The sequence below is a fragment of the Flavobacterium sp. Sr18 genome, assembly GCF_011064265.1.
GTDB classification, from domain to species: Bacteria; Bacteroidota; Bacteroidia; order Flavobacteriales; family Flavobacteriaceae; genus Flavobacterium; species Flavobacterium petrolei.
The window spans coordinates 3,714,390-3,730,903 of sequence record NZ_CP049329.1 but is presented as its reverse complement, the minus strand read 5'-3'; the positions used below and the strand labels follow the sequence as shown (position 1 = coordinate 3,730,903).

9 protein-coding genes are annotated in these 16,514 nt (G+C 35.6%); 3 read left to right on the top strand and 6 right to left on the bottom strand.

What is annotated here, in order from left to right; genetic code table 11:
- Positions 1 to 102: 102 nt before the first annotated feature.
- From G7A72_RS16225 to G7A72_RS16200, 6 genes are all read right to left on the bottom strand, one after another.
- Positions 103 to 2,172 carry a glycoside hydrolase domain-containing protein gene (locus tag G7A72_RS16225; RefSeq protein ID WP_165153480.1) on the bottom strand — a complete coding sequence of 690 codons (2,070 nt, stop codon included), beginning with the start codon at positions 2,170 to 2,172 and terminating at the stop codon, positions 103 to 105.
- 9 nt (positions 2,173 to 2,181) lie between these two features.
- A complete protein-coding gene (locus G7A72_RS16220; RefSeq protein WP_165153478.1) occupies positions 2,182 to 3,444 on the bottom strand; it encodes an ElyC/SanA/YdcF family protein in 1,263 nt (420 codons plus the stop codon).
- Positions 3,445 to 3,498: 54 nt separating this feature from the next.
- On the bottom strand, positions 3,499 to 5,166 hold the full coding sequence (locus tag G7A72_RS16215) for a RagB/SusD family nutrient uptake outer membrane protein (RefSeq protein ID WP_165153476.1): 1,668 nt from the start codon (positions 5,164 to 5,166) through the stop codon (positions 3,499 to 3,501).
- An 8-nt stretch (positions 5,167 to 5,174) separates the two neighbouring features.
- Positions 5,175 to 8,576, bottom strand: a complete 3,402-nt coding sequence (locus G7A72_RS16210) for a TonB-dependent receptor (protein ID WP_165153474.1) — start codon at positions 8,574 to 8,576, stop codon at positions 5,175 to 5,177.
- Between the two features lie 76 nt (positions 8,577 to 8,652).
- Positions 8,653 to 9,261 carry a sigma-70 family RNA polymerase sigma factor gene (locus G7A72_RS16205; protein WP_165153472.1) on the bottom strand — a complete coding sequence of 203 codons (609 nt, stop codon included), beginning with the start codon at positions 9,259 to 9,261 and terminating at the stop codon, positions 8,653 to 8,655.
- Positions 9,251 to 10,174, bottom strand: coding sequence for a FecR family protein (locus G7A72_RS16200; RefSeq protein WP_165153470.1), 924 nt, complete (start codon positions 10,172 to 10,174; stop codon positions 9,251 to 9,253). The genes G7A72_RS16205 and G7A72_RS16200 overlap by 11 nt, the downstream gene beginning before the upstream one ends.
- A 1,167-nt stretch (positions 10,175 to 11,341) precedes the next feature.
- Between G7A72_RS16200 and G7A72_RS16195 the strand changes: the two genes are divergently transcribed.
- The 3 genes from G7A72_RS16195 to G7A72_RS16185 all read left to right on the top strand — a co-directional run bounded on the left by G7A72_RS16195 (position 11,342) and on the right by G7A72_RS16185 (position 16,507).
- Positions 11,342 to 11,926, top strand: coding sequence for an RNA polymerase sigma factor (locus tag G7A72_RS16195; RefSeq protein WP_165153468.1), 585 nt, complete (start codon positions 11,342 to 11,344; stop codon positions 11,924 to 11,926).
- Positions 11,927 to 12,018: 92 nt separating this feature from the next.
- Positions 12,019 to 12,963: a FecR family protein gene (locus G7A72_RS16190; protein WP_165153466.1), complete on the top strand. Its 945-nt coding sequence runs from the start codon at positions 12,019 to 12,021 to the stop codon at positions 12,961 to 12,963.
- A 94-nt stretch (positions 12,964 to 13,057) separates the two neighbouring features.
- A complete protein-coding gene (locus G7A72_RS16185; protein WP_165153464.1) occupies positions 13,058 to 16,507 on the top strand; it encodes a SusC/RagA family TonB-linked outer membrane protein in 3,450 nt (1,149 codons plus the stop codon).
- The last annotated feature ends 7 nt before the right edge of the window (positions 16,508 to 16,514 follow it).

Here is a 16,514-nt window from a genome sequence, read left to right as displayed (position 1 = left end):
TGCAACTAATCAGTTAAAGCGAGAAGCCTGTCTTTAAACTAAGCTTCTCGCCTTAGGGCTAGAGAATCTTTAAAGAAACTGACAACAATTTATTAATCCATTTTATTGCTCAGTTTCTGAAATCCACTGATTCTCTATTCCCCACTTTTCATTTGGTAATGCTCCCGTTTCAATGATTAGGGTTCCACCATTGCTGATTTCTTCCTGCGTCAACCAATTTCTATTTAAAGACTGACCGTTTAATTGAACCGATTGAACATAGAAATGCTCTTTATTGTAATTGCTCACTCGAATTTGAAATGATTTTCCGTTCTCCCAATTTAATTTTACAGACTCAAAGATTGGAGCTGTCAAATAGTAAATCGGACTTCCAATGTTTGCCGGAGACAGCCCTATACTTCGCATTACAAACCAAGAGGACATGGTTCCAGCATCATCATCCATGGTGCGGACATAAGCTTGAGGCTCATTCTTATAGACCCTTCCAATATAGGAATCAATGCCTTTGCTGTTGTCATTAAAATAAGCTTGAACCACGGTATCCAACATAATATTACGAAATAATTTTTGTGATTTCCAAGGTTGGGAACTCGCATTATACAATCCCGGAACTTGCAAATCTGGCTGATTCGCATGGTTGTAATTGTCCTCGGCAAAAAATTGATCCAATTGCTTTAAAAAAGAAACTTCACCGCCTGTTAATTTTTTCAGTCCTAATACATCAAAAGGTACAAACCAGCGATACTGCCAAACCGTGCCTTGATACATCCCGCGAGCAGGCATTTTATCAATATCTTTCTGCGATAAATCGGCAAAATCTTTTTTCCAATAGCGCTTATAGTCTTTTGCTTTATTCAAATATTTGGTACTCAATACAGAGTCTTTGGTAATTTTCAGGATTTCCGAAAGTGCCCAACTGTCATACGAAGACTCCAAAGCCTTATCAGGTGAGGTGTATTCTAATCGGTCCACTTCTGCTATTAAGGAATCTTTGATGGCATTAAAATCTACAGGATATCCTTTTTTATAGCCGTCCAATAATACGACAATCGCATGTTCGGTTCTTACTGTGGGTGCCGATTCGTATTTTGTGGCCCAATTATTTTTCCCATAAGGATACAAATTAGCGATCGATTTTATAATCGGTCCAAAACGCTCTGGATAAGCAAGAGAAAGCATGGGTAATTGCTCGCGATAATTATCCCAAATGGCCCAGCCGCTGTATATAGGACTAGTAGTTTTTTCAATGGAACCATCAATGGCTTTGTAAGTTCCGTCAGTTTCCGAAACTAAAAACGGAGCTTGTAATCCTCGATATAAGAGCGAATAGAATAAATCTTCCCGATCTTTTTCACCATTAACTTCAATTCTGTTTAAATGATGATTCCATGCTGCAGTGGTTTGCACAGACAAGTCGTTTATGGATATCGTTTCTATTTTTGCTTTGGCGAAAGCCGTACTCACGGATGAAAAACCAACACGAACTTCTATTTCAGTTGCATCGTCAAGGGCTGCAATACGATACTGATGATCTGCAGTTTTTGTTATTGTAGCCAAATTAGAGAATTCCAACTCGTAATAGATACGGTAAATTCCCTTATCACAAGTAGTTTGGGTATCAATCCAACCGCTGATGCTTTTGGTTCCAATTTCATGCGCTTCGGCAACAAATCGATTGACGAAAGCGTGGGATAAATCAATATGAAGCCCTGCTCCTTTCCTTGGAAATTTGTACTGATGTATTCCAAAATTATGTTTGACACTCATTTGAGCCTGAATTCCATTTTCGAAAGCTACTTTATAAACACCCGGGCTAGCTGACTCTTGTTTTTTGAGCAATAGCGTTTCGGCATCGCCGTCCAAAATAGGTTTGATTAAAAGATTTCCTCCACTTCCTAAACAGCCCACTCCTTCTATACGGCTGTGGGTAAACCCCAAAAAATTCTTTGCCAGATACTCGTAACCCGAATGAATATGAGGATAGGTTTGTGGCCCAATACTCATCATATTGAAGGGTGAAGATGCAGATGGAGACATCTGGCCATGATCGCCAGAAGTACCCAAAAAGACATTTACTTTTTCTACTGCCGACCTTTCATCAGCAACATTATTTTTTAAAGGCTGGCAGGCTGCAGCTAAGATTGCAAGTCCTAAAATAAATATTTTTTTCATGGTATAGATTTATGGATCTAAGGGATCAATTGGATTTTGATGTAAGGATTCTACATTGGGAAGGAATTCTAATGCTGTCGAATTTAGTCTTTTTAAAATAATTGCGGGCAAATAACCCAATTCTTCCACACAACGCGTATTAAAATTTGGATTTCCTACATAATCGCTATGTCTCACATTCGTAACAACGATACTTTTTTTATCAAGTGGCATTTGATATGCAATCATCAATCTGGTTGCATTGCGCAAATTGGTTGTGGTGTGCCGGGCAAAAGGATCAATAAGAATATTTTCTTCGGGAATATTGTAGATGTTCATTAATTCTTTTTTCATTTCAATAGCCTCACAATAGGCCGCTCTAAAAGGATGAGCATGACCTCCGGAAACAATAATTAACGGAGCCTTCTTGGATCCATATTCCAATACTCCCAATTGCAAGTTTAATTTTCCAATGGCGGACAATCGGTCTTGATAATTTTCCGGTCCGTTACCCAAAATTAGAACAGAAGCATATTCAAAAGCATTAAAATTGATTTTTTTTATGTGAGCGATTGTTTTCTTATTCTCCTTTTCCTCCAAAGGTTCGTAACGAGTCACCTCATCACGATGGTTCATGTACAAAAGCGATAAACTGAAATCCAGGCTTTCCTGAAAAAACAACGCATTCGTTCTAGGCTTTTTATTGTGAAGAAAATCCGACCACATAAAAACCGAACCTTTATAAAATTGAGACTGAACATCGTAAGAAACAGAATCTATTGTTGCATATTGGGCCCTTTCGCCAAGACCATAAACCTTCATAATGCGATTCATTCCTTGAGCACAAAGTTGCCATGCTTTTACGAGCAATTCTGTATCGGTACTGTTTTTAAAATTCTCGTATTTGCCAGAAGGGCGCAAATTATTTTTTACAAAATTTTGCAGTTCCTTTTTGTCTTTCATCAAAATCCGAAGTTCCTCTTCAACACTAACGAGTTCATTTTTATTAAATTGATACCCATTAACCAAACAGGAAAGACTGTCTTTGCAAGACTTTAGTTTGGAACTAATCTCTTGTTGCTGATTTTTAAAAATGGTTTTGAAAACAACATTGTTCTCCATTAATTGACTGACAGCTTTTTCATTTTGAATAGCCGTCAACAAGTAAAAATTCTTGTCTTGAATCAGCGAACCTGATTTGGAAGAAGAATAATCCAGTTCAAACCCTTTCCCTTCTTGGCTATAGCTAGAAACAAATACAAGCGCAATTAGTACGTAAATTATTCTTTTCATCTTTTTTTAATAAAAAATTGGGCAACCATTTCGATTGCCCAATTTAGTTTAATTTTAAAAGCCACTGTTTTGGGTTACTGTACCCGCCGGCAAAGCATCAATATACCGTTGTGGTATTGGAAAATATTCGTTTTTGCCTTTGGTAAATACGGCATTTGTCAAATGTGTTCTTCTTGTTTTTTCTATGGTAAGATAAGTATTGATGACAGTATCTGCTTCACCCCATCGAACTAAATTAAAGAAACGGTGACCTTCCATAGCCAATTCTAAACGCGTTTCTAAATGCACCGCTGCTCTTGCAGCAGTTTTATCAGTCCAAATAGTACTATACGGTTTAACATTGTAATTCGCGGCATTTGCGCTACCATCTAACGTTTTTACATAAGCAGAGTTAGCGGCACGATTCCGAATTTGATTTACTAAAATTCGAGCTTCATCGATTTTTCCTATCTCTACAGCAGCCTCTGCTCTCCATAAAACAACCTCAGCATATCGAATAATGTAATAATTTAGAGCATTTACATACGGCCAAACGGTAACATGGAAAGCAGATTTAGCCGAAACAATTCGCTTTTTAGGAGCAAAGGCACCATAAGTTGCCAAATCTCGCGCCCAGCTGTCTTGGTACAAAACGCCCAAATCCTTGTAAGGTATTCCGGGGCGTCCTATCGTGATATCAATACGTGGATCTACGTTATCAGTGGATACGATATTGACGTTATTTTCTAACGGCAAACCGTTTACATCCGTTTTAAAGGCATTTACAAGATTCTGCGTAGGACGGTGAAAACCATATTGGGAATAAAATGGACCTCCTGGTGCTGACAAACGATCCCCTATACTTCCATTGTAAGAACTAGGTTGGCCATCTTTTACTGAGTGTTGTATTGCAAAAATAACTTCTTTATTATTATCATTTTCCGGTAAAAATATTTGCTGAAAATCAGCCAATAAGCCATAATTACTGTTCATTATTTCAGTCGTAGCATCATAAGCCAATTGCCACTTATTTTGAAAAACATAACATTTAGCCAAATATGATTTAGCTGCAATCTTGGTTGGTCGTCCTAATTCTGATTGTGTAGCTGGCAGATCGGCATAAGCCAATTGAAAATCAGCTTCGATTTTTGTCCATAATTCTTCTGAGCTTAAAGTCGTATTTGATTTAGCATAATCAGCCACTGTAGTTGCCGTTTCATCAATATACGGAATACGATTGTATATTTTTTTCAACTCAAAATAAAAATGACCTCTCAAAAATCGTAATTCTGCCATTCGTTTGGATTTTAAACTGGCTTCAAAATCTGCAGAAGCATTTAACAATCGCATGGCTTCATTTGCTCGTTTTACCCCTTCATACAATGCCACCCACTTGCGTTCTATATCCAGAGTGGTTGAATTTTCATTGTAAATCTCCATTTGGTGAATGTTGTTCTGATCTCCAGTTCCGCCTCCACCTTTGTAACTATCGTCCGAGGTGACATCTCCAAAACTCCAATTTGAACTTGGAGAATTAAGGGCATTCGTTGCTCCATCAATTTGTCCGTTTAAAACACTATAAGCGGATATAATGGCGCGTTCTACATTAGCTGGCTTTGTCATCTCAGATGGAGCCACCTCGCCATAGGTAACTTCCTCTAGAAATGTATCAGAACAGGAACTTATTTGAAGTCCTAAAGCTAAAAAAGCTACTATTTTTATTGTATTTTTTATTTGCATCATTTTTAAGTTTAAAAGTTTAAATTACAACCAAAAGTAAATGTTCTTGAAGTGGGATAAATTCCTCTATCGATACCTATGTCAAGATTTCGGTTGCTTGAAGTGTAACTCTGTAATCCTATTTGGGGTGTTAAACCACTATATTTAGTAATAGTGAATACATTACTCGCTTGTCCATACAAACGCAATTTCATTCCAGCAAGAATATCTGTATTAAAAGTATACCCCAACTGTAAATTATTTAATTTAAAATAAGAACCATCTTCAACATAATAGGATGAAGGTCGAATATTATTATTTCTATCATCTAAGGATAATCTTGGAATAGAAGAATTAGGATTATCAACCGTCCAAGCGCCTAATAATGCACTGTCTTTATTGTAAGCCGCTTGATTGAAGAAATTAGTTTTGTATTTTGTCAGATTGTAAATATCGTTCCCAAAACTTCCATTAAAAAACATTCCCATATCAAACTGTTTGTATTTCAAATTGATATTAAAACCTAACATGATATCTGGATGCGGAGAACCTATAAAGGTTCTGTCACTACTATTAATTACTCCGTCACCGTTAATGTCTTTAAATTTGAGATCTCCAGCTTGCGCACTGGGCTGCATTCCATAATCCGTAACTTCTTGTTGACTGCGAAACAGACCTTCGGAAACAAATCCATAAAAAGATCCAATAGGCTGTCCAACGGCACTTCTGGATATTTCCTGACCAAAATTCACTGTATGCAAGGACGAACTAGGAATTCCTAAATAAGCCACACTATTCAAAGCAGTCAATTCATTTTTGTATCCTGTCAAATTCAAAGCAAGATCATAGGAGAAATCACTGATTTTATCAGCATAATTTAAATCCAATTCAAAACCACGGTTTTTCATTTGGCCATCATTAATCCACTGTCCGTCATTTGTACCTCCATAGGTTAATGGAATAACATTATAGACCAGAATATCATTGGTCTCTTTGTTGTAATATTCTGCCGTAACATTTAATTTATTATTGAAAAAACCAAGATCCAAGCCAATTGTTTGTTGAGTAGTAGTCTCCCAAGATAAATTTGCATTTGAAACTCGCGTTTGTGTTAATCCTGTTGCAATCACATTTTGACCTCCAATGGCATAATCTGAATAATTATTGTTGTTGGAATAACTATCAACCGTAGAATACGAAGGTAATTGTTGGTTCCCTGTTTGTCCCCAACTAGCACGAAGTAAAAAGGAAGTAAACGTATTTCCAAAATCAAAAAATTCTTCCTTATCTACTCTCCATCCCGCAGAAACTGCTGGAAAAGTGCCCCAGTTATTATTGGCTAATCTTGAAGTTCCATCTCTTCTAACCGTAGCACTTAGAATATATTTCTGATTGAAATTGTAATTTACTCTACCAAAATAGGAGTTTAAAGCCCATTCATTTGCAGTCCCCGTGTTTAATTGATTTTCAGTTCCGTAACTTAAATATCTGAAATTGGGATCTTCATAAAGGAAATTTTGGCGAGAAGCACCAAAGCCTTCGTAGTAATATTTAATGGCTTCTTGTCCTAAAAGTAGATCCAGATTGTGTTGACCTAATTGCTTTTGATAATTTAAAGTATTAGAGATCGTAAGTTGATAATTAAAATTGTTACTAGTCGTTAACGCATTTTTTACGTTTTGCGAAAGAATCTCATTATAAACAGGTGAGAAATCTCTGAAATTAAAACTTTGAAAGTCCAATCCTAAAGAAGTTTTAAAAGTAAAATCACTAATTTTTGCACTGGCAAATACATTTCCTAAAGCCTGAATGCGTTTTTGTATATTGTCTTTGGCACGCGTTAAACTTCCTAATGGATTCGAAATATCATTGATTGGGTTTCCCGCAAAATTTCCGTTTATATCATACACCGGAACAATCGAAGGAAATTGTAGGGCATTGTAAACAATACTTCCCAGAGAGCTATTAGTTCCAGTAGCAACTTGCTCCGAATAAGAAGCCGTAAAGTTTTCGCCAATAGTCAGAAAATCTTTTATCTTGTAGCTAGAATTAAATCGTGCCGAATAACGCTCAAATCCAGTGTGTTTTATAATTCCTTCCTGATTAAAATAGCCAAGTGTAAAAGCATGTTGACTATTTTCATCTCCTTTTGACAAGGACAAATTATAAGAATGAACCGCCGCAGGTCGCATAATTTCATCAATCCATTTTACATCACCGCTAGGAATTGTATTGGCAGCATTAAGAAACGCTGGAATTGTAGGGGAATCAGGATTATTGCCATAAATACCACTCGATGGAACTTTACCATCATTCTTAGTGGCTTGCCAAAGTAAATCTCCATATTGCTGTGCATTCAACATTGTAGGCAAATTAAAAGCTGATTGAACACCGGAATACCCATCAAATTGCACTTCAGTTTTACCACTTTTGCCTCCTTTTTTAGTAGTTATAACAACAACTCCATTTGCGGCTCGTGAACCATAAATTGAAGACGAAGCTGCATCCTTTAACACTTGAAGAGTTTCTATGTCAGATGGATTGATCCCATTTAAACCATTCGACGCAGGAACTCCATCAATAATCACTAAGGGATCATTGTTGTTAATTGTACTAAAACCACGTACACGAATTGAAGATCCTCCTCCCGGGCTGTTATCACTCATGATTTGAACCCCCGGCAAACGACCTTCCAGCATTTCGGTCACATTTGCTTTAGGTTGTGATACAATCTCTTTCATTTTTACCGACGATACAGAACCGGTAACATTTCGTCTTTGCTCAGTTCCATAACCCACAACTACAACTTCGTCTAATTGAGAAGCGGATTCAGAAAGCATTACTTTAATTTCAGTCTGGTTTTCAATGTTTATTATTTTAGTCTCAAATCCGATATAACTCACTGATAAAACCATTGTATTTTCAGGAACATTAATCGTAAATTTTCCTTCAAAATCAGTTGTTGCAGCTATCGTGGTACCTGCTACAAAAACGGAAGCCCCAGGAATAGGCAAATTAGATTCATCTAAAACTACACCAGTGATTTTTCGATTTTGTTGATCCTTTTTAACACTGCTATTTGTAGTTACCCCAATCAGTTCTTTTACTAGAACTCCATTTTTAGTAATCTTAAAATCAAGACTCACTTTAGTTTTCAAAACGGCTAGTACTTGATTTAAGTCTTGGTTATTTATTATAATAGAAATTTTCTTTTGAAGAAAATTTTGATCCGACCTATAGATAAATTTGCTGTTTATTTGTCGTTCTATAAGCGTAAAGGTTTGCTTAATGGAAACGTCTTTTAGGTTTAAATTGATTTTCTCTTTTTTAGCAACATTTACTTCAACAGCAGTCATTATTGAGGGATTCGAATACGATATCCCATTACCTAACAGGAGTAAGAGGGACGCCGTTAACATGATTTTTTGTTTCATTTTATCTGTGTTTATTTATTGATTGTTTTAACAAACTAAAGCTGATATTAAAAAAGTTATTTTTTTCTACAACTATTTAAATAGAGTTAAGAACTCCTTCTTTTTTATAGGATTCCAGAGCTTTACTAATATATTTGAGTGCGAGTGCTATGTGGTTTTCCACTGTTTTGGGAGTGACGTTTAAAATTTCTGCAATTTCTTTGTATTTTAATCCGTCAATTCTGCTGAGTTCAAAAGCTTGACGTGATTTTTTAGGAATAATATCTAATATTTCATGGATCAAATTAGTTTTCATTTCTTTTTGTTCATTTTCAATAATTTCTTGTTCTCGACTCGGCGAAAACATAGAATTTATAGGTTTAGTTTCATCAATTTGTTGGTAAAACTGTTCTGATTTACGTGCTGTTTTTAAACTGTTTTTCACGATTACATAGATATAAGATTTAGGGTTTTTAATTTTATCAAGAATATTTCTATTGGTCCACAACTGAATGAAAATATCAGCCACTTTTTCTTCAACAAGACAAGAATTCGATTCATAACTCATTCCAAAACGACACAAAGGCATATAATACCTATTAAAGAAAAGTTCCATTGCCTCGTATTGACCATTTCGAATTTGCTGAAATAAATAATCGTCTGAAAAGCAATCACTACTGCCCATTTTTGTTTGGTTAATTTTCATGATACTTGGTTATTTCGATGTTATTTCGAATGGTTTTTCTTATACTTACATCTGAAATAAACTCTAAAGAAGTTATAAATTCATCAATTGTCTGGCTTTTAAAAGCACCTTTTATATGCTGATTAGCAATGGTAGAATCTTTAATAATAAAATTCACTCCATAGAATTGATTAATCTTTGGAAGTACATCTTGAAATTTCTCATCATCTAAAAGGAGAATATTATCTTTCCATGCAGATACCTTATTCACATCAAAATTTCGCTTGATTACTAAATTGGTTTTAGAATTCCATACTAACTCTTCATTTGGCACCAGATTTATTTCATCCTTACTCTCTTTAAGCAATACATTTACTTTTCCTTTCGCTAAAGAAACAGTTTGATTGATAGTAGTGCTATTAACATTAAATTCTGTTCCTAATACCTTTACATCAAAATCATTAGTCTGAACAATAAAAGGAGAATTGATATTTTTCGTAACTTTAAAAAAAGCTTCTCCTTTCAACCAAATACTTCTTTGTTCTCCAAAATCACTTGAATATTTAACTTCGCTGCCCGCATTTAAAATAACAGTACTACTATCCGGTAAAATGAAAGTAAGCCGCTGTCCTTTTGGTGCAATTCTATGATTGGTGTATTCAGATTGAGTGTTTCCGATAAAATAGAAACCTAAACAAAAAACAACTAGGAATGCTGTCGAAAGAACTGCCTTTCTTTTTATGGAAAATTTTACAGATTTAACTCTCTCTGATTTGCTGGATCTAGCAAGAATTTCTTCAAAACAAATAGTTTGCTTTGGTAATTTATTCTTGGGATAACTAATCCAAATTGTTTGAAAATTTTCAAAAACAACAAGTAAATTATCGTCTAAAGACAATTCGATTTCAAATACAGATCGCTCTGCTTTTGTCATTTCATTGGCAAGATACCGCACACATTTTTTTTCCTTCTGACTTACATTCAACATAAAAATTCTCTTTACTAATAGGAGTCAAAATAAGAGAAATACCCCTAGTTTTCAATACCATCAAATCGACACGATATTGTTATAGAATTGTTAATAGACATTTTTTTGGAAATTGAATAAGCTAAGTTAAAGTGGATCTTGGGTTAAGAATAAACTTAATTGGATAGTTAGTTTGAATCAACAAATGATAACATTCTTAAAAGCTTCAAATCTTCTAAAAAGTAGTTCGAAAATTGTCCCACCAGGGTCACAAAAAAAAGAAAAAGCCTGAAAAGTACTAATTTTACAAGCTTTTTTTGGTTTGACAAAATCGTCGATAGTTTTAATTGATTAAGAACCTCTTGTGTTTACTGAGTTTACGGTTCAAATCCTTTAAAGTATTAAATAAATTATATGTTAAATTCTAAAAAGATAGTGAGTCTAATCATATTGGTGACAAACAGAAAAATATTTAGCTTACGTCACGATTTTTCTTAACTTTCTGTTCTAATTTTCTTAGGATATTCACATTGGCGGTACTGCGGATTTTTAACCTTAATTATAAGTAATAAAAGTAGTTTTTATCAAAAAATGGAGATGGTCATTTTAAATTGGAATTGGATAGGAATTTTCACAGTGATAGCGAAATTAAACCCAATTGCTGTGCGAAATTTGTTAACAAGAATAATTAGAGTAGGAATATTGATTTTTTTTTCATCTTCATCTCCTTTTATTTTTCTTTATGAATTAGATATTTCTTTCTTACTATTGAAGTTTTGTAAACCTTCTTTCCAACTTTTTCTAATCTCTTCTTCACAAAATCCTACCTCAAATTACGATAATATTTTTTTCGTTTCCAGCTCGTATTGAAAACTTTCTTTTATCGAAAAATTTTGATTTATCCGAGGTTGATTTATGGAGCGAGTAAAGCGATCCTTAAAAGTCGGGATTCCTATTCGATGGTCTCCCGACCTCACAAACTGAAGTGCTACAGAAATTCGATAAATCGGAAGCCACTAAACATTTTTAAACCACCAGATTGGCACAAATCATCGACATTCGTTAACCATAGCTTAAACTCAATTCGAATTTCAACAATCTAAAATAGATTTCATTTGTAGCAACTACAAAAGAATGAAAACAACACTAGTGCTATTATCAGACACGGAACTGCAAAAAAGACTGCAGCGCCAGGATCAGCTTGCCTTTGAAGTCTTATTTGACCGTTATTGGAAAAGATTGTATTCCTTTGCTTTTAAAATCTATAAAGAAGAAGCCATTTGCGAAGACATTGTTCAGGAAATCTTTATCAGTCTCTGGGAAAAATCTGCCACAACTTCTATCGATAATTTAGAAGGCTACTTACTTCGAGCCGTCAAATACAAAATTGCTAATCACATTCGGGATTTAAAATTTGATTCCGGACATCTTGAAATACTCCAAAACATTCCGCATCCTTCTAGAACCGACAAACATTTAGTATATCAAGAATTTGAAGCCGGAATTTTTAATGAAATCAAAAAATTACTTCCCAGAAGTCAGGAAGTATTAATTCTTAGCCGATTGGAGCATTACACCAATATTGAAATAGCCCAAAAATTAGGCTTATCAGTCCGCACAGTAGAAAAACATATAAGTGATGCATTGAAACTACTTAAAATGAAGATCGACCCCTATCAATTCTCAGTTTTTATTACGGGAATGTTGCTGCAATGTTAATCCGCCTCCACTTCTGTTAACAAATCTTTAAGACTAAATTTTCTACTACGTAAAAAGAATAGAAGCGGGTACTTATAGTAAAAAGACCCATTTTGCAAAAAGAAGACTTCATCGCATTAGCCCAAAAATATGCCCACAATAAATGCTCTCCATCTGAAAAAGAAGCTGTAGAAACCTTCTTCTTAAAACAAATGGAGAAAGAGCAAAACAGTGTAATCCTTTCTTTAACCGAGGAAAAAAGGAATGCTATACTGCGTAAGATTAATACTGAAATTAATACACCAAAAGGCAAACTTCGGTCTCTGTATTTTAAAACAGCTACAATCGCAGCAATTGCCATTCTGTTACTTGGAATTCCTTTTTTGATAACCCAATCAACAAGTAAAAGCCTCCTAACACAATCCGCTGCCAAAGGAGAAATAAAAACACTCTTTTTACCTGATGGGAGTCAGCTAATACTAAATGCCAATAGCAGCATCACCTACTCGACCGACTTCAAAGACAACCGAAAGCTTGTCCTCAAAGGAGAAGCATATTTTAAGGTGGTACGAAATCCAAAAAGTCCTTTTACAATAGAAACTTCCCAATTCAAAACTAAAGTTTTAGGTACTTCTTTTACCATTAGAGCGTATGAGAATTATACCAACACCATCAGTGTTCTTTCGGGAAAAGTGGAAGTAAATTCAAAAGAAAATCCGAGTCAAAAGATTTACCTAATCAAAAATCAACAATTACGTTTTCAAAAATCACAAGTCCCTCAGCTTTCAAACAATTCCCGGCAAGACTTCTTGGCTTGGACCAAAAACATTGTGATACTCGAAAATACAAGCCTTGGCGAAACTGCTGAAATTTTGAGAAATAAATTTGACGTTACCATCCTTTTTGACAATCCGGAATTAGAACAACTCCGCATCTCAGGAAAATTTAAAGAGGAGAACATTACTACTATCCTCAAAAGTATCGCTGAAGTGAAGCAACTAGAAATCGATTTTGAAACCCCAAATAAAATTTTTATACGAGAAAACCGAAAGAAGTAATTGTTGGAATTCGCTATTGAAATCAATAATTGAGTTGCATTCGCATGGAGATCCTATAAAAACAAAATAATTAAATACTTAAAAAATCATTACAATGAATTTGAAAATCCAATTTCTTTTTTGCATGAAATTAAAAAAATACCTGTATCTGTTAAGTTTCCTCTTCCTGTTTTCTCAGACGCATGCAATGCCTTTTACTATGGTAAATAACGAGGATGAAAATCTCTCTATCGACATAAAAGAAGCTCAAGTTATAGAAGTATTTGATATCTTGGAAAAAAAGACCCGCTATACCTTTGTCTTTGACGAAACAATCTCTTCTTCAAAACAACGTTTAACTTTAGTAGTAAATAAGAAAAGTATACATACTATTTTAAATAAAATCACTGCCCAGACAGGCTTTCAATTTCACCGCATCAACAATACCATTTCGGTTACCAAATCTCTTTCAATCCAGCAGCTCGTCCGTGGAAAAGTGAATGATGCCAAAGGGATGCCATTACCGGGTGCAACCGTTTTAGAAAAAGGAACTACAAACAACACCACAACTGATTTTGATGGAAATTTTAGTCTAAAAACATCAAATACTAACTCAGTCTTGGTAATTTCCTACATCGGATTTGATGACAAAGAAGTACCTGCAAATAATTCAACCTCATTAGTAATCCGATTGATAGAGAGCACCAATACGCTTAACGAGGTAGTGATAACCGCATTAGGAATTAAAAGGCAGGAAAAACAACTGGGTTTTTCGCAGCAAACTATTAGTGCCGATAACCTAGCACAAACCGCTCCGAACAATTGGTCCTCTGGTTTAAAAGGAAAAGTGGCCGGTTTGAATATTGTTTCATCAGGATCGGGTCCTTTAAATTCTCAACAAATTACCTTGAGAGGAAATAATTCGCTGAATCCCAATGGTAATAATGCCTTAATTGTTGTAGATGGCGTTCCCATCAACAGTAAGATAACCAGTTCAGGATCAGATAGTGCCTATATGGGTAGCGATTCTCCTGTTGATTTTGGAAACGGTATTTCAGATCTTAATATGGATGATATCGAAAATGTAACAGTCTTAAAAGGGCCTGGAGCGACTGCACTTTATGGAAGTCGTGCGGCAAATGGGGCGCTAATCATTACGACTAAATCCGGTAAAAAGAATAAAGGCCTTGGAATTAGCTACAACACAGGAATCACTTTTGACGTCATCCAACGTTGGCCAGATTACCAATATGAATACGGTCAGGGTACCGGAAAATCATTTGACAAAAGTGGAAATCCGTATTATTCCTATTTAAGTTCTGCCGATGGAAACAATACAGGTTCTACCAGTAGCGCCTGGGGACCAAAATTCGACGGACAATCTTATTTTCAATACGATCCACAAACCCAGGGGCAGGGAGCCGAAAGAACCCCTTGGATTCCTTATAAGAATAATATTAAAGATTTCTGGCGTACCGGAACTACTATAAACAATAGTATTACGCTTCAGGGAGGGGACAAAAATGGATCCATGAGAATGTCTATTGGTCATTCAAAAAATGAATGGATTATGCCCAATACTGGATTTGAAAGAATAACGGCTTCTGTAAATGCTGATTATAAAATCTCCGATAAGATTAAAATTGCTTCGGTAATCAATTACAACAACAGAGACAGTGAGAATTTACCAAGTACCGGTTATAATAATGGCTCAATCGGCTACTTTACAATTTTCCAAAATCCAAATGTAGATCTCGATTGGTACAAACCCATTTGGAAACAAGGCCAGAATCAAATCCAACAGCTGCAACCCTTCAGTAGTTTTATTGATAATCCCTTCCTGATTGCCAATCAAGCTACAAACTCTTTAGCGAGTAACCAAATCGTAGGTAATTTGAATGCTACAATCCAGTTAGCACCTAATTTAGATCTTTTACTGAGAACCGCTTTAAACACCTATCATCAGGATCGGGAACAAAAAAGACCCTATAGCATCAATCGCTATGCAAAAGGATTCTTTAAAACTCAGGATGTTTTTATGCAAGAAGTAAATTCTGATTTTTTATTGACTTACAAAAATAAACTGTCTACAGATTTCTCCTTTTCTGCTTCAGCTGGAGGAAATGCCATGAGCTATAAATACCAAAGAATGGATGCTGCTGTTGAAGGCTTGGTCGTTCCTAATGTTTACAAATTGGCCAACGGTGTCAGCAATCCTATCATCAGCGTAAATGACAGTTATAAAAAAGTCAACAGTTTATATGGACTGTTTTCCTTCTCATTTAAAGATCAGATTTTCTTGGATCTAACAGGCAGAAACGACTGGTCCAGTACGTTACCGGAGCAAAATAATTCTTTCTTTTACCCATCTGTAAATACCAGTTTTATTCTTTCTGATATTTTCAACTTCCCTAAATCTTTAGAGTATTTCAAATACCGATTGTCCCTTGCTCAAGTAGGTAATGATACTGATCCGTACAGAACCAGTAAATACTACGATCAATCTGCCTTTGCAAGTTCCGCAGTAGCGCCGTCAACGTTGTACAATGCCAATTTTAAACCGGAAATCACCACTAGTTTTGAAACTGGTTTTGAAGGACGGTTATTCAAAAATAGAATCAATTTTGATACAACGGTGTATCAGACAACGACTAAAAACCAAATCATTTCTGTTCCCTTGGACATCACAACGGGATTCAGTTCCGGGATCATGAATTCAGGCGAAGTTCGAAATCGAGGTATCGAACTCACCCTAACTGGAAAAATCGTCAATATGGATCAATTTAAGTGGTCTACAACCCTAACCTGGTCTAAAAACTGGAATCGCGTTATGGAACTTGCCGATGGTATTCAGGGCCAACAGACCACTGGATCAGGAGGTACAGCAACCTTAATTGCCAAAGAAGGTGGTACAACAACCGCTATTTACGGCTATGGTTTCGTACGATCTCCTGACGGACAGATTGTATATGACAATGCGGGCTTGCCAGCTTATCCGGATGAAATACAATACATAGGCGATGCAACACCCGATTGGAAAGCAGGATTGTACAACAGCTTTAAATTTGGAAATATCGGTTTAAATGTTATGCTGGATGGTCAACTTGGCGGTATAATTTATTCTCAAACGCATCATAAACTATCTGAAATGGGAAAACTAATGTCCACCATGAAAGGACGTGAAGAAGGAGTGATTGTAGGAGAAGGAGTTATTTTAAATGCAGACCGTACGTATTCTCAAAATACTACTGAAGCACTGACTCCAGACTGGTACGCCCGGTATTACCGCAGAGCCAATATTGAATCTAATTCTTTTGAAGCTTCGTACGTAAAATTAAGAGAAGTAAGTCTGCAATACACCATCTCATCTGCTTGGCTTAAAAATACAGGCATCACAAGCTTAAATCTCTCTGTTTTCGGTAGAGACTTAGCGGTTCTTTCTGACTTTCCTATTTTCGATCCGGAAACGGCAGCCTTAAATGGAGATACTATTTTACCGGGTATCGAAATGGGGCAAATGCCCACACCGGCTACCTATGGTTTTAACTTAAAAGTGAATTTCTAAACTAATA